This is a genomic window from Streptosporangium album, assembly GCF_014203795.1.
In the GTDB taxonomy this organism is placed as follows: domain Bacteria; phylum Actinomycetota; class Actinomycetes; order Streptosporangiales; family Streptosporangiaceae; genus Streptosporangium; species Streptosporangium album.
The window spans coordinates 353,484-370,704 of record NZ_JACHJU010000001.1 but is presented as its reverse complement, the minus strand read 5'-3'; the positions used below and the strand labels follow the sequence as shown (position 1 = coordinate 370,704).

Annotated in this window: 18 protein-coding genes; 13 read left to right on the top strand and 5 right to left on the bottom strand. The window is 68.5% G+C overall.

What is annotated here, in order from left to right; genetic code table 11:
* Positions 1–13 precede the first annotated feature (13 nt).
* Positions 14–310, bottom strand: coding sequence for a DUF4235 domain-containing protein (locus FHR32_RS01635; RefSeq protein ID WP_184752343.1), 297 nt, complete (start codon positions 308–310; stop codon positions 14–16).
* An 86-nt stretch (positions 311–396) separates the two neighbouring features.
* On the opposite strand from FHR32_RS01635, the gene valS reads away from it, so the two are divergent.
* From valS to FHR32_RS01600, 7 genes are all read left to right on the top strand, one after another.
* Positions 397–2,934 (top strand): valine--tRNA ligase, encoded by a 2,538-nt coding sequence (valS, locus tag FHR32_RS01630; RefSeq protein ID WP_184752341.1) that lies wholly within the window; start codon positions 397–399, stop codon positions 2,932–2,934.
* A gap of 261 nt (positions 2,935–3,195) precedes the next feature.
* Positions 3,196–4,389: an AI-2E family transporter gene (locus FHR32_RS01625; RefSeq protein ID WP_184752339.1), complete on the top strand. Its 1,194-nt coding sequence runs from the start codon at positions 3,196–3,198 to the stop codon at positions 4,387–4,389.
* Between the two features lie 11 nt (positions 4,390–4,400).
* Positions 4,401–4,955, top strand: coding sequence for a PaaI family thioesterase (locus FHR32_RS01620; protein ID WP_184752337.1), 555 nt, complete (start codon positions 4,401–4,403; stop codon positions 4,953–4,955).
* Positions 4,952–5,395, top strand: a complete 444-nt coding sequence (gene dut, locus FHR32_RS01615; RefSeq protein WP_184752335.1) for a dUTP diphosphatase — start codon at positions 4,952–4,954, stop codon at positions 5,393–5,395. The genes FHR32_RS01620 and dut overlap by 4 nt, the downstream gene beginning before the upstream one ends.
* A 20-nt stretch (positions 5,396–5,415) precedes the next feature.
* On the top strand, positions 5,416–6,090 hold the full coding sequence (locus FHR32_RS01610; protein ID WP_184752333.1) for a DUF3710 domain-containing protein: 675 nt from the start codon (positions 5,416–5,418) through the stop codon (positions 6,088–6,090).
* A gap of 228 nt (positions 6,091–6,318) precedes the next feature.
* Positions 6,319–6,531: an OB-fold nucleic acid binding domain-containing protein gene (locus FHR32_RS01605; RefSeq protein ID WP_425584198.1), complete on the top strand. Its 213-nt coding sequence runs from the start codon at positions 6,319–6,321 to the stop codon at positions 6,529–6,531.
* Between the two features lie 33 nt (positions 6,532–6,564).
* Entirely contained in the window at positions 6,565–7,230 is a 666-nt protein-coding gene (locus FHR32_RS01600; protein ID WP_184752329.1) for a DUF3159 domain-containing protein, read from the top strand.
* Positions 7,231–7,294: 64 nt separating this feature from the next.
* On the opposite strand, the gene FHR32_RS01595 is transcribed toward FHR32_RS01600, so the two are convergent.
* Together FHR32_RS01595 and FHR32_RS01590 are read right to left on the bottom strand one after the other, a co-directional pair.
* Positions 7,295–7,966, bottom strand: coding sequence for a potassium channel family protein (locus tag FHR32_RS01595; RefSeq protein WP_184752327.1), 672 nt, complete (start codon positions 7,964–7,966; stop codon positions 7,295–7,297).
* Positions 7,966–8,631 (bottom strand): potassium channel family protein, encoded by a 666-nt coding sequence (locus FHR32_RS01590; RefSeq protein ID WP_184752325.1) that lies wholly within the window; start codon positions 8,629–8,631, stop codon positions 7,966–7,968. Before FHR32_RS01590 ends, FHR32_RS01595 begins: the two co-directional genes overlap by 1 nt.
* 116 nt (positions 8,632–8,747) lie before the next feature.
* Here FHR32_RS01590 and FHR32_RS01585 point away from each other — a divergent pair, with 116 nt between their 5' ends.
* Both FHR32_RS01585 and FHR32_RS01580 read left to right on the top strand, forming a co-directional pair.
* Positions 8,748–10,850 (top strand): APC family permease, encoded by a 2,103-nt coding sequence (locus FHR32_RS01585; RefSeq protein WP_184752323.1) that lies wholly within the window; start codon positions 8,748–8,750, stop codon positions 10,848–10,850.
* A 60-nt stretch (positions 10,851–10,910) separates the two neighbouring features.
* A complete protein-coding gene (locus FHR32_RS01580; RefSeq protein WP_184752321.1) occupies positions 10,911–12,158 on the top strand; it encodes a class I SAM-dependent RNA methyltransferase in 1,248 nt (415 codons plus the stop codon).
* A gap of 554 nt (positions 12,159–12,712) precedes the next feature.
* Here the strand turns inward: FHR32_RS01580 and FHR32_RS01575 are convergent.
* Positions 12,713–12,862, bottom strand: coding sequence for a hypothetical protein (locus FHR32_RS01575; protein ID WP_184752319.1), 150 nt, complete (start codon positions 12,860–12,862; stop codon positions 12,713–12,715).
* A gap of 493 nt (positions 12,863–13,355) precedes the next feature.
* Between FHR32_RS01575 and FHR32_RS01570 the strand changes: the two genes are divergently transcribed.
* Complete coding sequence (locus FHR32_RS01570) at positions 13,356–14,180, top strand: transposase family protein (RefSeq protein WP_184752317.1); 825 nt, start codon at positions 13,356–13,358, stop codon at positions 14,178–14,180.
* Positions 14,181–14,751: 571 nt separating this feature from the next.
* On the opposite strand, the gene FHR32_RS01565 is transcribed toward FHR32_RS01570, so the two are convergent.
* On the bottom strand, positions 14,752–15,084 hold the full coding sequence (locus tag FHR32_RS01565; protein WP_184752315.1) for a hypothetical protein: 333 nt from the start codon (positions 15,082–15,084) through the stop codon (positions 14,752–14,754).
* Between the two features lie 128 nt (positions 15,085–15,212).
* On the opposite strand from FHR32_RS01565, the gene FHR32_RS01560 reads away from it, so the two are divergent.
* The 3 genes from FHR32_RS01560 to FHR32_RS01550 all read left to right on the top strand — a co-directional run bounded on the left by FHR32_RS01560 (position 15,213) and on the right by FHR32_RS01550 (position 17,219).
* Positions 15,213–16,406, top strand: coding sequence for a DUF2637 domain-containing protein (locus FHR32_RS01560; RefSeq protein WP_184752313.1), 1,194 nt, complete (start codon positions 15,213–15,215; stop codon positions 16,404–16,406).
* 190 nt (positions 16,407–16,596) lie between these two features.
* Positions 16,597–16,800: a hypothetical protein gene (locus FHR32_RS01555; RefSeq protein WP_184752311.1), complete on the top strand. Its 204-nt coding sequence runs from the start codon at positions 16,597–16,599 to the stop codon at positions 16,798–16,800.
* Entirely contained in the window at positions 16,797–17,219 is a 423-nt protein-coding gene (locus FHR32_RS01550) for a hypothetical protein (RefSeq protein WP_184752309.1), read from the top strand. Before FHR32_RS01555 ends, FHR32_RS01550 begins: the two co-directional genes overlap by 4 nt.
* Positions 17,220–17,221: the final 2 nt, after the last annotated feature.

The window sequence follows — 17,221 nt, the reverse complement described above, 5'->3', positions numbered from 1 at the left end:
GCACGCCCCACCGTCAGGAGGTTACGTCCCTGGCCGTGTCCTTCACGGCCTTCCAGGCGTTGTAACGCTTCCGGGCGGTGCGGGCGGTCAGGATCTGCGCGACCTGCATGCCCACCCCCATCACCACGGCGTAGCCGATCGCCTCACCGAGACTGATGTCCAGGGACTCGTTGTCCGACGGGGGCTTCTTGCCGGTGGTCTTCTCCCAGGCGAACCCGATGACCTTCCTGGCGGCCCAGGCGGTGGCCAGCCCCACCAGGCCTCCGATGGCCCGCCAGGCCATGTCCTGCTTCTCGGTCTTGCCGGCCATATTGGGTCCTCCCCTTTTTCCACTCTGCACCAGAAACACTAGTCCTCCCCGGCCGGATGTCGCGTGAAGCCCTACCATGGGGAGGCATGACACAACAGCGACCGCGCCATGCGCCCATGCCCGAGAAACCGACTCTCGACGGGCTGGAAGCCGTATGTGTAGCCCGCTGGGAGGCCGAGGGCACCTACCGCTTCGACCGGTCGCGCACGCGGGAGGAGATCTACTCGATCGACACCCCGCCACCGACCGTCTCCGGATCCCTGCACGTCGGCCACGTCTTCTCCTACACCCACACCGACACGATCGCCCGCTTCCAGCGCATGCGCGGCCGTGAGGTCTTCTACCCGATGGGCTGGGACGACAACGGCCTGCCCACCGAGCGCCGGGTGCAGAACCACTTCGGCGTGCGCTGCGATCCCTCCATCCCCTACGACCCGCAGTTCGAACCGCCGGCCAGACCCGACGCCAAGCGGCAGGTGCCGATCTCGCGCCGCAACTTCATCGAGCTGTGCGAGCGGCTCACCATCGAGGACGAGAAGGCGTTCGAGGAGCTGTGGCGGCGCCTCGGCCTGTCGGTGGACTGGTCGCTGACCTACGCCACCATCGACGGCGGCGCGCGCGCCGCCTCCCAGCGCGCCTTCCTGCGAAACCTGGCCCGCGGTGAGGCCTACGTGGCGGAGGCGCCCACGCTGTGGGACGTCACCTTCCGTACGGCCGTCGCCCAGGCCGAGCTGGAGGACCGGGAGTGGCCCGGCTCCTTCCACCGGCTCGGATTCACGCTCTCGGCCGAGCAGCGGGCCGCGGGGTTCGGTGACCGCGTCTGGATCGAGACGACCCGCCCCGAGTTGCTGCCCGCCTGCGTGGCGCTGGTCGCCCACCCCGACGACGAGCGCTACCGGCCGCTGTTCGGCACCATGGTCAGGACGCCGCTGTTCGGCGTCGAGGTGCCGGTGCTGGCCCACCACCTGGCCGAGCCCGACAAGGGCTCCGGCATCGCGATGATCTGCACCTTCGGCGACATCACCGACGTCACCTGGTGGCGCGAGCTGGACCTGCCCACCCGGGCCGTCATCGGCTGGGACGGCCGGATGCTCCCCGAGGCGCCCGAGGGCGTCCCCGCGGAGCCGTACGCCGAGCTGGCGGGCAAGACCGTGCACGGCGCCCGCGAGCGGATCGTGGAGCTGCTGCGCGCGTCCGGCGGCATGGAGGGCGAGCCGCGGCCGGTGAAGCGCGCGGTGAAGTTCTACGAGAACGGCGACAAGCCGCTGGAGATCGTCACCACCCGCCAGTGGCACATCCGCAACGGAGGACGCGACCGCGCCCTCCGGGATGCCCTGCTGGCCAGGGGGGAGGAGCTCTCCTGGCACCCGCCCCACATGAAGGCCCGCTACGACAACTGGGTCGAGGGCCTGGCGGGCGACTGGCTGATCTCCAGGCAGCGCTTCTTCGGCGTCCCGATCCCGGTCTGGTATCCGCTGGACGACGCGGGCGAACCCGGCTACTCCTCGCCCATCCTGCCGGATGAGTCCACGCTGCCCATGGACCCCTCCACCGAGGTGCCGCCCGGTTACACCAAGGACCAACGGGGCAAGCCGCGTGGTTTCATCGCCGACCCGGACGTCATGGACACCTGGGGGACCTCGTCCCTGTCCCCGCAGATCGTGGGCGGCTGGGAGCAGGACAACGACCTGTTCGAGCGGGTCTACCCGATGGATCTGCGACCTCAGGGGCAGGACATCATCCGCACCTGGCTGTTCGCGACCGTCGTCCGCTCCCATCTGGAGCACGGTGTGCTGCCGTGGAAGCACACCACGATCTCCGGATGGATCCTCGACCCGGACCGCAAGAAGATGTCCAAGTCCAAGGGCAACGTCGTCACGCCGATGGGCCTGCTGGAGGAGTACGGCTCGGACGCGATCCGTTACTGGGCCGCCAGCGGGCGCCTGGGCACCGACGCCACCTTCGACAAGGGACAGTTCAAGATCGGCCGCCGCCTGGCGGTCAAGATTTTGAACGCCTCCAGGTTCGTCCTGGGTCTGGGGGAGGACGGCGGCGAGGTCACCGAGCCGATCGACCTGTCGATGCTGGCCCGGCTGTCGCAGGTGGTCCGCGAGGCCACCGAGGCGTTCGAGGCCTACGACCACACCCGGGCGCTGGAGCGGACCGAACGGTTCTTCTGGGAGTTCTGCGACGACTACCTGGAGCTGGTCAAGGCCCGCGCCTACGACACCGGCCCGGCCGCCCGCTCGGCCCACGCGGCGCTGCGCGAGGCGCTGGACGTCATGCTCCGGCTGTTCGCCCCGTTCCTGCCGTTCGTCACCGAGGAGGTCTGGTCCTGGTGGCGCGAGGGGTCGGTGCACCGGGTGCCCTGGCCCACGGCCGCCGAGCGGGACGGCGACGCGGAGTTGCTCCCGGTGGTGGCCACGGTGCTCGGCCGGGTGCGCAAGGCCAAGTCCGACGCCAGGCTCTCGATGCGCGGAGAGGTCTCCCGGCTGACCGTCACCGGCCCCCAGGCCGATCTCGTACGGCAGGCGCAGGACGACCTGTGCGGCGCGGGCGTCATCGAGGAGTTCGTGCTCCAGCCGGGCGACGGCGATCTGGTGGTGGAGGTCGCCCTCGCCTGATTCCGTACGCAACTCTGTCCTTTCGGGCGGACGGTCTCGGCCGTACGGTCGGAAGGACAAGCGAGGGGAGGACAGGTTATGACTCCAGGGTGTGGAAGCTGCAGCTGCTACCTCGACGACAGGGTGATCTACCGGCCGCCGCAGGAGCGCTGACCCGGCCCGCAACGTGGCACGGTGGGAGGGGTCCGGCGAGGACCCCTCCTTTCCGCGTCCGGCCGATAACCGCGCGCATTCCCGGATGCGGCGTGCCAGTCTTGGGGTGTGATCTCCGATCGGGAACGACTGACCCAGCTGGTGCCCCGCACGCTGCTCCGCCTGGCCGCGTGGAGTCTGTGTCTGATCATCATCGGTTGGGCGGTGTTCTACTTCGCCCAGTTCATCGCCACACTCCACATCGTGGTCCTGCCGGTGGCCGTCGCGCTGTTGTTGACCGCGCTGCTGTTCCCGGTCACCCGGTGGCTGCGGAACAGGGGGATGCGGCCGATCTACGCCACGTGGATCACCATTCTGATCGCGCTGGCGGTGCTGGGGGGCATCGGCTGGTTCATCGGGCTGCGGGCCAACGACGAATTCCCCCGGCTGGTCGAGCAGGTGCGGGCGACCGCGAAGACCATCGAGAACTGGCTCTACACCGGGCCGTTGCACCTGCAGCCGAATCAGATCACCGCGTGGATCGACGAGGTCACCAAGCAGGTCACGGCGCAGCGCAACCAGATCACCCAGACCGTCCTCACCGGCGCCACGGTGGCGCTGGAGGTGCTGGCCTCCATCGTGCTGCTGCTCTTCGTCACGTTCTTCCTGCTCAAGGACGGCGACCGGATCTGGTCGTGGTTCCTGCAGGCCTTCGGGGGGGCCGCGCCCCGCGTCGACCGGGCGGGCCGGGCCGCCTGGGTGACGCTCTCGCACTACGTGCAGGGCACCGTGGCGGTCGCCGCCGTCCACGGGGTGATCATGGGTGTCGTGCTGGCCGGGATGGGCGTTCCGCTCTGGGCGCCGCTGGCGGTGTTGATCTTCCTGGCCAGCTTCATCCCCATCGTCGGCATCTTCTTCGCCGGCGCGGTCGCCACCCTGGTCACCCTCGGCGCCAAGGGCCCGATCTACGCCCTGATCTTCCTCGGCATCCTGGTGGTGGAGCAGCAACTGGAGAACCACGTGCTCCAGCCGCTGATCGTCGGCAGGGCACTGAAATTCCACCCGCTGGCGATCATCCTGGTGCTCGCCGTGGGCGGCATCGTGGCGGGCATCGCCGGGGCGGCGGTGGCGGTGCCGGTCGCCGCCGTGATCTACCGGGCGCTACCCGAGCTCAGAGGCCATCAGCGTGCCCTTCCACCGGCACCCGGACCGGTGCCCGAAGGACCGCCCGGACCGGTGCCCGAAGGAGCGCCCGGACCGGTGGCGGAGCCACCCGAGCCCGATGAGCCGGTGAATGAGAAGTCACCGCAGCCCAGGGAGTAACGTTCTGCTCCGTGACCCGTTCCACCGTGACAACCCCTCCGCCGGGAGCGGTCCGGCCGCAGCCGCTCCCCGGCGCGCCCGCCCCCGGCGCCCCGCTCGGCCCGCATTACGGCCACTGCTTCGGCTGCGGCGACCGGCATCCGACCGGCCTCCATCTGAACGCCACCTCCCCTGACGGGATCACGGTGACGGCCGAGTTCACCGTGGGGGAGGCACACCAGGGCGCGCCGGGCCTCGCGCACGGCGGCGTGCTGGCAACGGCGATGGACGAGGTCATCGGCATGTCCATCTGGCTTCTGCAGCGTCCCTACGTCACCGGACGGCTGGAGACCGACTATCTCGCGCCGGTCCCGGTCGGCACCACTCTGCACCTGCGTGCCTGGTGTACCGGAGTATCCGGCCGGAAGGCGTACCTTGAGGCTGAGGGGCGGATCGGCTCGCCGGACGGCCCGGTCGCCGTACGGGCCGCCGCCCTCTTCGTCGAGGTGGGCATGGAGCACTTCGCCAAGCACGGAGATGCCCAGGCCATCATCGACGAACACCACGAGTACGAGGTGAACCCGTGACCGACAACGTCGAGGTGCTGATCCACCGGCTCGACGCCGAACTGCCGCTACCGTCCTACGCCCACCCGGGCGACGCGGGCGCGGACCTCTACGCCGCCGAGGACGTCGAACTGCTCCCCGGGGAACGGGTCATGGTGGGCACCGGGGTGGCGATCGCCCTGCCCGACGGGTACGCCGCGTTCGTCCATCCGCGTTCCGGTCTGGCCGCCAAGCACGGCGTGACGATCGTGAACGCGCCCGGCACCGTCGACGCGGGCTACCGGGGCGAGATCAGAGTGACGCTGCTCAACACCGACACCAAGGACGCGCTACGGCTGCGCAGGGGGGATCGAATCGCGCAGCTCGTGATCCAGCGGGTGGAGAGAGCCGCGTTCTACGAGGTGGACCGGTTGCCCGGATCGGCGCGAGGCGCCGGCGGGTTCGGATCCACCGGCCGTTGACTTCAAGGAGTGTGAGGAAAGTGTTCGGACGTCGCCGTCGCGAGGAGTTCCCAGCAGGAGCCGAGGAGGTCGAGCCGGTCGAGCAGGTCCCGGCACGTGAGTCCGGCCCATGGGACTCCGGCGAGCCGTACCCCGAGCGGGAGCGGGTCGATCTCGGTGGCATGCACCTGCCGGTCGACCCAGGATTCGAGGTGCAACTCAACCTGGCCGGTGAGCAGATCGTCGGTGCGGTCATCATGGTGGACGAGAGCGCCCTCCAGGTGCACGCGTTCGCGGCGCCCAAGCGCAACGGCATCTGGGACGAGGTGCGCGACGAGCTCGCCGGGGGAGTCAAGAGCGCCGGGGGCACCACCGAGGAGCGGGAGGGGCCGTTCGGTGTCGAGCTGGCCGCCAAGGTTCCGGCCGACGGCGTCGCCCAGCCCGTCCGCTACATCGGCGTCGACGGCCCGCGCTGGTTCCTCCGCGCGGTGATCAGCGGGCGTGCCGCGCTGGACGCCGAGGCCGCCGCGACGCTGGAGAGCGTCATCCGCGACATCGTCGTGGTCCGCGGGGACGAGCCGATGGCGCCCAAGGAGGCGATCGGGCTGCGCCTTCCGCCGGAGGCCAGGCAGGCGATGGAGCAGCAGGCGGCCGAAGGCCACGTGCCCGACCTCAACCCGTTCAAGCGCGGTCCGGAGATAGCGGAGATTCGCTGACGGGTTGAATCGCGTAGGCTGATTCGACACGTATGTGAAGGAGAGGTCGTGGGTTCTCAGGAACCGCATAAACAGGGCGGATTTCGGGGCTTCTTCCGGCGCCTGACCACAAGTCAGGCCGAGATGGAGGCCACCGAACTCCAGCAGGACCTCGATCGCCACGGCGCCACTCCCATCGTCTCGTGCGCCGGGCGCCGGCGGTTCTGTGTTACCGGTACGCTACGTACGGTGACATTGAGGCCTCGTGGGGGTGCCCCCGCGCTCGAAGCGGAGCTCTACGACGGTTCGGACGTGATCGAGTTGATCTGGCTGGGCCGCCGGAAGATCGCCGGAATCGAGCCGGGCCGGATGGTGCTCGCCGAGGGACTCGTCAGCGTGCAGGACGGGCGCAAGGTGATGTTCAACCCCCGATACGAGCTCCGTCCGGCGGGCGGTGCGTGAACGATCGACGACCACAGAGCGGTGAGCGAGAACATGACCACCACTGATGAGACCGCCGCCCACGACACGGTGGAGGCGGCGATACGCGTCCAGCTCGCCAAGGCTCTGGGTGGGGTGCGCGGCATCGTCGAGGCCGCCGTGCCCACGATCGCCTTCACCGTGATGTGGATCGTCACCTCCGACCTCAAGACGTCCCTGATCGTCAGCATCTCCGCCGCGGTGGTGCTGCTGATCGTGCGGCTGCTGCAGCGCTCGACGCCGCAGTTCGTGCTCAACAGCCTGGTCGGCATCGGCGTGGGCGCGTTCTTCGCCTCTCGCACCGGCGAGGCGCGAGCCGTCTACCTGCCCGGCATCCTCTACAACGCCGCCTATTCGGTGGCGATGCTGCTGTCGATCGTCACCCGGTGGCCGGTGGTGGGCTTCATGATCGGATCCGTCACCGGCGACCCGACGGGCTGGCGCGCCGATCCGGCCGTCGTGCGGCTCTGCTCCCGGCTCACCTGGATGCTGCTCATCCCGTGCGTGGTCCGGGTGGCCGTGCAGCTCCCCGTCTACCTGATCGGCGGCAACGACGCCGTCGCCGAGCTGGGCATCCTGAAGATCGTGATGGGCTGGCCGCTGCAGGTCGCGGGCCTGGCCGCCATGGTGTGGCTGCTGTCCAGAGGCCGGACCCCGGTCCGGCCACCCGCGCTGCCCTGAGCCCGCAGCGGTCGCTGGAAGCAGACCGGTCCCGTACGGCACGCCGTACGGGACCGGTGGTCTCTCAGCGGACGGAGCGGTGCGCCGACAGGAGCCGGGCCAGCTCCTCCTCGACCTCCTGGCTGGCGACGAACATCAGCTCGTCCCCGGCCTCCAGCGGGTCGTCCGCGGTGGGCACCAGCACACGTCCCTCGCGCAGAATCGCGACCAGGGCGGTGTCGTTCGGCCACGGCACCGAGCCGGCGCGCTGGCCGACCACCGGCGCGTCCTCGGGCAGGGTGAGCTCGACCAGGTTGGCCTGACCCTGGCGGAAGGTCATCAGCCGGACCAGGTCGCCGACGCTCACCGCCTCCTCGACCAGGGCGCTCAGCAGGCGAGGGGTCGAGACGGCCACGTCCACCCCCCACGACTCGTTGAACAGCCACTCGTTCTTGGGGTGGTTGATCCTGGCGACCACGCGCGGCACGCCGTACTCCGTCTTGGCCAGCAGGGAGACGACGAGGTTGACCTTGTCGTCGCCACTGGCGGCGACGACCACGTGGCAGTCGGCCAGGCCGGCCTCGTCCAGGGAGGAGATCTCGCAGGCGTCCGCGAGGAGCCACTCCGCCCGGGGCACCGTGTCGATCTTGATGGCCTTGGGATCGATGTCGATGAGCAGGACCTCGTGCCCGTTCTCCAGGAGTTCGGCGGCGATCGACCGGCCGACCGCTCCGGCTCCCGCGATGGTGACGCGCATCAGTGATCCTCCTCCGGCGCACCGGACAGCACCTTGTTGATGCGGTCCATGTCACTTTCGACCGCCATGACGTACAGGACGTCACCCTCCTGCACCACGGAGTCGCTCTTGGGCAGCAGGGTCTCGCCCAGCCGGTTGACGAACGCCGTGCGCGTGCCCGCGGCCTCCTCAAGGTCCTTGATCCTGGTGCCGATCCATCGGGCGTGGTAGGCGACCTCGGCCAGCACGACGGATCCGGTCGGGTCGCGCCACAGCGGCTCGGCGCCCTCGGGCAGCACCCGGCGCAGGACCTGGTCGGCGGTCCAGCGGACCGTGGCCACGGTGGGGATGCCCAGCCTCTGGTAGACCTCCGCCCGCCGGGAGTCGTAGATGCGGGCCACCACGTTGTCGACGCCGAACGTCTCGCGGGCGACCCGGGCGGAGATGATGTTGGAGTTGTCGCCGCTGCTCACCGCCACATAGGCGCCGGCCGACTCTATACCTGCCTCTTCCAGGACGTCCTTGTCGAAACCGACCCCGGTCACCCGGCGACCTCGGAAGCCGGCCCGCAGGCGGCGGAACGCCTGCGGGTCACGGTCGATGATCGCGACCGAGTGGCCGCTGTCCTCCAGGATGTGCGCCAAGGTCGAACCCACTCGGCCACACCCCATGATCACGATATGCATGCTCCCCCGCCGGTCGGGTTGAGGCGGATCTTGTTCCCGATGTACTTAGCCAGTATGGCCCGCCCAGGGAGCGCCGCGTCAGCGGGATGCGCCAATGGGGACTAGCATCGGCAGACGTGTCGAAGGTGACGGACCTCGTGAAGCGCCTGTTCATCGGACGTGCCCTGCGCAGCACACAACTGCATGAACAATTGCTCTCCAAACGGATCGCGCTGCCCGTTTTCGCGAGCGATGCCCTCTCCTCGGTGGCCTACGCCCCTCAGGAGATCCTCGCCATCCTCTCCATCGGCGGAGTCGCCTTCTACGGCTTCGCCCCCTGGGTCGCGGCCGCCGTCGTCCTGGTGATGCTGACGGTCGTCGCGTCCTACCGGCAGAACGTGCGCGCCTATCCCAGCGGCGGCGGCGACTACGAGGTGGCCACCGTCAACCTGGGCCGCAACGCCGGCCTCACCGTCGCCAGCGCCCTCATGGTCGACTACATCCTCACCGTCGCGGTGTCGGTGGCCAACGGCGTCGACTACGTGGGCGCCACGATCCCCTACGTCGCCGAGCACAAGCCGCTGGTCGCGATCGTCATCGTCGTGCTGCTGACGATCGTCAACCTCCGGGGCATCCGCGAGTCCGGCGCGGCCTTCGCCATCCCCACCTACGCGTTCATGTTCGCGGTCATCGGCCTGATCGTGTGGGGCGGCTTCCGGCTGCTCGTGCTCGGCGACGAGCTGCGCGCGCCCACCGCCGGCTACGAGATCGTGACGGAGCAGACCCACCTGACGTCCTTCGCGGCGGCCTTCCTGATCCTGCGGGCATTCTCCTCCGGCTGCGCGGCACTCACCGGGGTCGAGGCCATCAGCAACGGCGTGCCCGCCTTCCGCAAGCCCAAGAGCAAGAACGCCGCGGACACGCTGCTGCTGATGGGCCTGGTCGCGGTGACGATGTTCGTCGGCATCATCACGCTCGGCCTGGCCTCCGGCGTCAAGCTCGCCGACCCCGTCTCCGCCGCCCGTGACGTGCTCATCAACGGCCGGCCGGCCGGGCCCGGCTACTACCAGCCGCCGATCATCGCGCAGGTCTCCGAGGCGGTCTTCGGCAACGGATCGGTGTTCTTCTTCGTCATCGCCGCCGTCACCGCGCTGATCCTGTTCCTCGCCGCCAACACCGCCTTCAACGGTTTCCCGGTGCTCGGCTCCATCCTCGCCCAGGACCGTTTCCTCCCGCGCCAACTGCACACCCGGGGCGACCGGCTGGCCTTCTCCAACGGCATCGTCATCCTTGCCGCCGCCGCCTGCCTGCTGCTGTGGGGCTTCCAGGCCGACGTCAGCCGTCTGCTCAACCTCTACATCGTGGGCGTCTTCGTGTCGTTCACCCTGAGCCAGACCGGCATGGTGCGGCACTGGACCCGGCATCTGAAGACCGAGACCGATCCCAGGGTCCGGGCGCAGATGAGGCGTTCGCGGGTCATCAACTTCTTCGGCGGCGTCATGACCGGCGTGGTGCTGGTGGTCGTGCTGCTCACCAAGTTCACCCATGGCGCCTGGATCGTCTGCGTGGCCATGCCGGTGCTGTTCCTGATGATGAAGGCCATCCACCGCCACTACGAGAACGTGGCGCGCGAGCTCGCCGTGCCCGAGGACTCCCAGCTGGACGAGTCGATGCTGCCCGCGCGCAACCACGCCGTCGTCCTGGTCTCCAAGATCCACAAGCCGACCCTGCGCGCGCTCTCCTACGCCCGTGCCACCCGGCCCTCCACACTGGAGGCGATCACCGTGGGGGTGGAGGGGGAGGAGGCCCGGACACTGCAGGAGGAGTGGGAGCGGCGGGGCATCCCGGTGCCGCTGAAGATGCTCGACTCCCCCTACCGAGAGATCACCCGGCCGGTCCTGGAGTATGTCAAGTCGCTGCGCCGCCGCTCGCCCCGCGACGTGGTGACCGTCTACATCCCGGAGTACGTCGTCGGTCACTGGTGGGAGCATCTCCTGCACAACCAGAGCGCGCTCCGGCTCAAGGGCCGCCTGCTCTTCCAGCCCGGTGTGATGGTCACCAGCGTGCCCTGGCAGCTGCACTCCTCCGACCGGCTCAAGGGTCGCCCCGAGCGTTACGCCCCCCACGCCGTCCGCCGCCGCCGGCGTGAGGCCGCCGGCCTCCAGGATCGCCACGAGGAGGCCGCCCGGAACGCGGAGGCCGGTGACGGGGTGGCCCGAGGCGAGGACGGCAAGGCATAACCTTTCCTGTGTACTCCTGACGTAGGGAGGCTTGACCACGACGGACCCTGGGGGCATGGCATGGCGATTGAACTGACGATCGGACCGGTCGCACACGGCGGCTGGTGCGTTGCCCGTCATGACGGCCGGGTGGTCTTCGTCCGGCACGCACTCCCCGGCGAGCGCGTGCTCGCGGAGATCACCGAGGAGACCAGCAGGTTCCTGCGGGCCGACGCGGTCGAGATCCTGGAGCCCTCGGCCGACCGGGTGACCCCGCCCTGCCCGTTCGCGGGTCCCGGCCGCTGCGGAGGGTGTGACTGGCAGCACGCCTCTCTCGACGCTCAGCGCCTGCTCAAGACCGATGTGGTGGTCGAGCAGCTCAAGCGGCTGGCCGGCATCGACTGGAAGGGCGTCGTCGAGGAGGTGCCGGGCGCCCCCGACGGCCTGGGCTGGCGCACCCGTGTCCAGTTCGCCGTCGACCGCGAGGGTGTCGCGGGCCTGCGCCGTCACCGCTCCCACGACATCGAGCCGGTGGATCTCTGCCTGATCGCCCACCCCGAGGTGGAGAACGTCGGTGCCGAGGTCATGAACTGGCGCAACGCCTCCTCGGTCGAGGTCATCGCCTCCAGCGGCGGGGACCAGGCCGTCGTGGTCGCGCCCAAGCCCCGCCGTACGGTGGCCATCCCCGACCTCGACACGAGCGTGGCCGTGTTCGTGGACGAGGGCAAGGGCCGCACCCGCGTGGTCCACGGCCGCAACCACCTCACCGAGCGGGTCGGCGACCGCGACTTCCAGGTCACCGGGAGCGGTTTCTGGCAGGTCCACCCCGGCGCCGCCGCCACGCTGCTCGCCGCGGTGCTTCAGTTCGCCGACCCGCAGCCGGGGGAGTGGGCCCTCGACCTCTACTGCGGCGTCGGCCTGTTCGCCGCCGGCCTGGCCGAGGCCGTCGGTCCCGAGGGGGCCGTGTTCGGCATCGAATCCGACGTCGTCGCCGTGCGCGACGCCGAACGCAACCTCCGGGACCTGCCCCAGGCCCGCTTCGCCCGGGGCCGCGTCGAGAACGCCCTCGACCGCTTCGACATCGAGAGGGCGGACCTGGTGGTCGTCGACCCGCCCCGGGCCGGCCTGGGCCGTGAGGTCGTCGACCAGGTCTCCACCCTCCTGGCCACCCGGATCGTCTACGTCTCCTGTGACCCGGCCACCCTCGCCCGCGACCTCGCCCTGTTCGCCGAGCGCGGCTACCGACTGGCCGACCTGCGTGCCTTCGACGCCTTCCCGATGACCCACCACGTGGAGTGCGTAGCCCTGCTGGTCCCGGATTCGATCTAGGCTCTGACCAGCGGAAACGCAACAAGTGATGTGTCATCAGACCCCAGCGCCCCCCATGGAAACCCAAGATTTTTGCGCATGAGATGCGCACGATCATGAAAACGTCCCGCGACCGAATTGGCCGTGGGACGTTGGTGTTGGCGGAGTTGCTCGACAGGTTGTCCATCTGCCAGTGAGGCATGGTGGGATGTACATAAGGTTGATCTTCTTGGTGAGGACCGTAGCTCCGGTCGTCGTGGAATCCCACTCCGCGACGGCCGGCCCGCACGTACGAGAGCCCGGCCGAGGCTGGGGGCCTTTCGTCGTTCCGGTGGAACGTAAGGAAGAACCCCCGCCATACGGCGGAGGCTCTTCGCAGGTGGGTCTGCGAGGCCTGCGAGGGCTGTACGCCTTCGAGCCAGGCCACGACACGCGCCAGCAGGTCACGAATCTCGACCTGCCCGGTCAGCAGTTCGGCGACGTCTGACTCGACGGTGGAGACGCCCTCGTTGTAGGGCGTGCGCTCAGGATAAGGAGCATCCTGGTGGGGCCGGCGAGCCGAGGCGCTCACGGCACTATGGGTGCGCCAGGAGTGCGAGCAGGTCCTCGCGGCCGTACGCGACTACGAGGACCATCACCACAATCGTGAGGATGACGACCCGCACCTGTCGCCCCCAGCTCTCCGGGACGGTCACGCTTATGCAGAAGTTCTTGCTGTCGCTCATGGGGCGCTTCCTCGCTGTCGTTGAGACACAGGCGGTCGCCGGACCTGGAGACCGCTCGGCGGCAGAGCGCTACACTGGACAGCGTTGACAGCCCAGAACAGCGCTCGGACCCAGGTCCAGTTGTTCTACAGAAGCCCGACCCCTTTGCCGAGGGGCCGGGCTTTCTCGTTGCTGGCCGTAACAATACAGCCTTTTTTGTACGTGGGATGCGAACAAGGCAATGCAAACTATCAAATGGGCTCCGACCTGGTGAAACACCATCATCAAAGTCAGGGTTATCCGTAATTCGAAACGAACAACAAATGCGTTAAACGGCCTTTAGTGGCGTTGGCTGGCCTTTAGCGGCGTTGATTGAGGTAATCCCAGCAGGCAAAACGGGATGGTCCTGCGCGAAGCGGCCGAGATGTAGAGGTGCCGTCGTTCGCCTGACATGACCGTGGAGTCCCCGATAGAAGCGGATTGTTCACGATCCGTAATCTCCGAAGGACTCCACGTGATTTCCTATCGTGCCATCCTCGACGTCCCACGGGAGCTGGTTTCCTATCTCTCCAAGCTGCTGGGTCGCGAACGACGCGTGCGCGGCACCCGCAAGGGCACCAGGAAGCGAACCACCTGGTGGCAGGCGGTATTCGGTCTGGTGTGGTTCCGCAACGGCGGCGACATCCCCAACCTCGGCCGAGGCTTCGGCCTGTCCCGCTCCACCTCCTACCGCTACCTGGACGAAGTCATCGATGTCCTGGCAGAGCAGGCACCCGAACTGAAGGACGCACTGGAGCGGGCCCGCGACGACGGACTGCCTCACCTGATCATCGACGGCACCTTGACGAGCATCGACCGGGTCGGCGAGAAGAAGACCAGCGTGAAGGGCAAGGAGATCGACGCGTGGTACTCCGGCAAGGCCCGCGCTTTCGCCGCCAACCTCCAAGCCCTCATGCAGCCCGGCGGCTTCCCGATCTGGATATCCGGAGCGTTTCCCGGCTCCACCCACGACATCACCGCAGCGCGAGAACAGGTTCTCGATGCCATCCGCCCCTATCTCAGGGACATGCCGCTGCTGGCCGACTCGGGCTACGAAGGCGCAGGCATCGGCATCTACGTCCCGGTCAAGCAGCCCGCCGACGGACGGGACCTGGACGTTGACACCCGTACCAGAAACGCGCTTCTCCGTTCTCTGCGCTGCCTGGGAGAACGTGGCTTCGCGCTCTTGGAGCAACGCTGGCGGACGCTTCAGCACATCACGCTCAGCCCCAGCCGAGTCGGCGATATCGCCAAGGCCGCTCTCGTTCTCACCCACATCGAGTACGGCAAGATCACGTGAAAGTCGTTGGGATTACTTCATTGTCCTGGAGCAGCGTTGACCGACCTAGAGCGACACTGAAGCGCAGAAAAATCTAGAAGATATGCTAATGTCCACTAATGTCCGTTTATGGCTACCGGTAGCCCTGCTGACACATTCGAGCTCGACATGCGCACCTGTGCGCCATTACGAGCCTCGGGGGCTGCCACTTTCGAGGAGATCGCCGACTTCGCTAACTGGCGAGAAGAGGCCGCCAGCTGTCGCGGACCACGCTCTTGAGCGGGCCAGTTCGGCGTCGAGGACGACCACCTCGTTCCGGGCGGCCGTCTCGCCGAGTTTCTCGCGAGCGATGGTCATCCGCTCGGCGAGTTGCCCCGGCAGCCGAAGAGTCCTCGGGGGTGCCGTTGGCGATTTCCTTGCCAGGCCGAAGGGAATGATGGACGTCGCCGACGAGGTGGCCACCGTGGGGGCATCGATTGCTACCGTACGGCCCCTGTGTGTCGCGGCTGGGGCGCCGGTGGACATCCTGCTCCAGTTGCCCAGATGCGAGAGCCCCGGCCCTTCCCCGGGCCGGCGCTCTTCGCTGTCCAGTCTACGAGAGTTGCTGGCTGGCGCGTTCGGCGGCTTCGGTGGCCAGGGCCTGGAGCGCCTTGTGCTTGCGGTCGAGCACTTCGCGCCTGCTGTCGTTCGTTTCGGCCTGCAGGGCCTTCTCGGTCTCGCTTGCCGCCGTTTTCAGGAGGGCCGCGAAGTGGGCCGGCGGCAGTGGGGCGGGGAGCTGGACGGGTCGGCCGAGGCAGGCGTCGATGAACAGGGCGAGGATCTTGGTGCGGTCGCTGCCCCGCGCCTCGGAGAAGACTCCGAATCCCTCCCATTCCGGGTCGCCGAAGCGCAAGGTCCTGTTGGGCGTCTTCGGCTGGTTGGGCACACGATCACGGTAGCTGGGTGTCTGTGCACGAAGCAATCTCCCGGTCATCTCTGGAGTCTCCTTGACGGTAGGTGTATTTGCACCTTAGCTTGAGGTGCAAATACACCTATCGTCAAGGAGGAGCCGACATGGAGCTGAAGTGGCACGGCCGCCGGATCCTCGGCCGCATGTGGAGCCTCGCGGCGGCCCCGTTTCGAGCCCGTACCAAGAAGGCCTCGGCCACCTCGCAGGCGCGGCCGGCGACTGGCACGGAGGCATCCGGTGACCGGCTGATCCGGGGCGTCGCAATCGCCATCCTGCTGGGCGTCGCCGGAGCCGCCGCCTACGTCTCGTACCACCACTTCTACGCCCTCGCGCTCGCGCTCGGAGAGCCGCACGACATGGCGATCCTCTACCCGGCCATGTCGGACGGCGTGATCGTCATGGCGTCGCTCGTGATGGTCTACTGCTCCCGCCGGAACATCCCCGTGCCACTCGGAGTATGGATCGCGCTGATGCTCGGCTGCGTGGTCACGCTCGTGGCGAACGTGGCACAGGGGTGGAACGGCGGACTGGGATCGCGCCTGCTCAGCGCACTCGCGCCGGTGGCATTCGTGCTCGCCTACGAGCTGTTGATGTGGCTGGTGCGCAGCGCCCGCCAGGCGCTTGAGACCTCCCCTCCAGAGCCTGTAGCAGAGTCCGAGCCGGAGCACGTGTGCCAGCCCGAGACGATCATCAAGACCGTCACGGAGACCGTTCGTCTCGTGGCAGTCGACCGGTACGAGGCGGCACGGCTCGCCTATGAGGAGAGCTTGGAGCCGGGCCGCAAAAGGCTCGGCTGGCGGCCTCTGAAGGAGCGGTGGGGCATCGAGGCCCAAGAGGCGAAAGACCTCATTGCCGAGGTGGATCGGGAGCGGCAGGAGCAGACCGTCGAGGAGCCCACTCCAGAACCGCCCGTGCCACCCGCGCTGAAGGCCGCCGAGCCCGGCGAGGACCGGTACGACGAGGATGCAGAGCGGACCGACTTCGCGCTCAAGAACGCGATCCTGTCCACCGCTCTGAACGGTCACCATGCCATCTCCGTGCCGAAGGTCGACGAGCCGACCGATGAAGAGCTGACCGCTGGCATGACCCCCGCCGAGATGCTGGCCGGCCCCGGGATCACGGCGCTGCGGCAGGCGTGGCGCGACCGCGCCGCAGCGACGAACGGAAGCGGCCCGGAGCCTGAGGACGACGACTTTCCGGGCGTGCTTGACGGTCACCCGATCGACCGTGAGGAGTTCCTCCGTACCGGCACACTCGTGCCGCTCAACGGCCGCGGCCCGGCGGGCGGCGCGCGGTGACCGCTCGCATCGTTGCCCTGGCACTCGTCGACCGGATCCTGTGCTGCCTGGCCCGCGCAGCGACGACGAAGAAGGTGACGGCATGAGCGAGGAGTCCTCCACCTTTCACCGCGTTGCCCGACCGGCATCGGCCGCACCTCCCACCGCGCCGTTACCGTCTGCTGCCGCCAGGAGTTCCCGCACGCCGCGGATGCCAGCTCTCCTGGTCGTCGTTGCTGTGCTCTCGGCCACGGTGCGGCTGGGCCTGATCCAGTGGGGCCTGGATCGCGAGCTGGCCGGTGTCGCCGCCGGGCTCCTGTTCGGGCTCCTGATCGGCGCTGCCCTGCCCGGTTGGTGCCAGCAGCTCGGCGACCGGCTCGGCATCTCCGCCCGAGCGAGGAAGAGGCGCCGATGATGTACCTGTTCCTGATCGTTGCGGCGCTCGCCTTCGCTGCCGGGTTCCGCCGCTCCATGTACGACGGGATCCCGCCGGTCATCTGGTGGCGGCAGCAGCGGCTCTATCGGCGTCCCAGGCAGATCATCGGTCGTCTGGCCAAGGTTGTGCTCGGCGTTGCCCTGCTGATCGCCTCAGTCGTTGTCGCGCTGATGCTGCTCGGCGTCGTCCTGGCCGCGGTGCTGCTGGCCTGCCTGCTGGCCGGCCTGTGGTGGAAGTTGCGCAGCGCGGCCCGCGCGGCGGCCCCGCATCTGTACCCCGCTGAACGCGACGACGTCGAGCCGCCCGAACTGGCTGAGCCGATGATCTGGCCGCCCGGTGCCATCCCCGACCCAGAAGATCCAGAAGACCCGCACAACCCCCGAGCGCTGGAGTGGTGACG

Bases quoted from the DNA above. Each gene is read 5' to 3' on its own strand.
- FHR32_RS01600 (WP_184752329.1), top strand. From the start codon at position 6,565: ATGACCACCACTGATGAGACCGCCGCCCACGACACGGTGGAGGCGGCG.
- FHR32_RS01635 (WP_184752343.1), bottom strand. From the start codon at position 310: ATGGCCGGCAAGACCGAGAAGCAGGACATGGCCTGGCGGGCCATCGGA.
- valS (WP_184752341.1), top strand. From the start codon at position 397: ATGACACAACAGCGACCGCGCCATGCGCCCATGCCCGAGAAACCGACT.
- FHR32_RS01555 (WP_184752311.1), top strand. From the start codon at position 16,597: ATGCCAGCTCTCCTGGTCGTCGTTGCTGTGCTCTCGGCCACGGTGCGG.
- FHR32_RS01550 (WP_184752309.1), top strand. From the start codon at position 16,797: ATGATGTACCTGTTCCTGATCGTTGCGGCGCTCGCCTTCGCTGCCGGG.
- FHR32_RS01590 (WP_184752325.1), bottom strand. From the start codon at position 8,631: ATGCATATCGTGATCATGGGGTGTGGCCGAGTGGGTTCGACCTTGGCG.
- FHR32_RS01575 (WP_184752319.1), bottom strand. From the start codon at position 12,862: ATGAGCGACAGCAAGAACTTCTGCATAAGCGTGACCGTCCCGGAGAGC.
- FHR32_RS01595 (WP_184752327.1), bottom strand. From the start codon at position 7,966: ATGCGCGTCACCATCGCGGGAGCCGGAGCGGTCGGCCGGTCGATCGCC.
- FHR32_RS01560 (WP_184752313.1), top strand. From the start codon at position 15,213: ATGGAGCTGAAGTGGCACGGCCGCCGGATCCTCGGCCGCATGTGGAGC.
- FHR32_RS01580 (WP_184752321.1), top strand. From the start codon at position 10,911: ATGGCGATTGAACTGACGATCGGACCGGTCGCACACGGCGGCTGGTGC.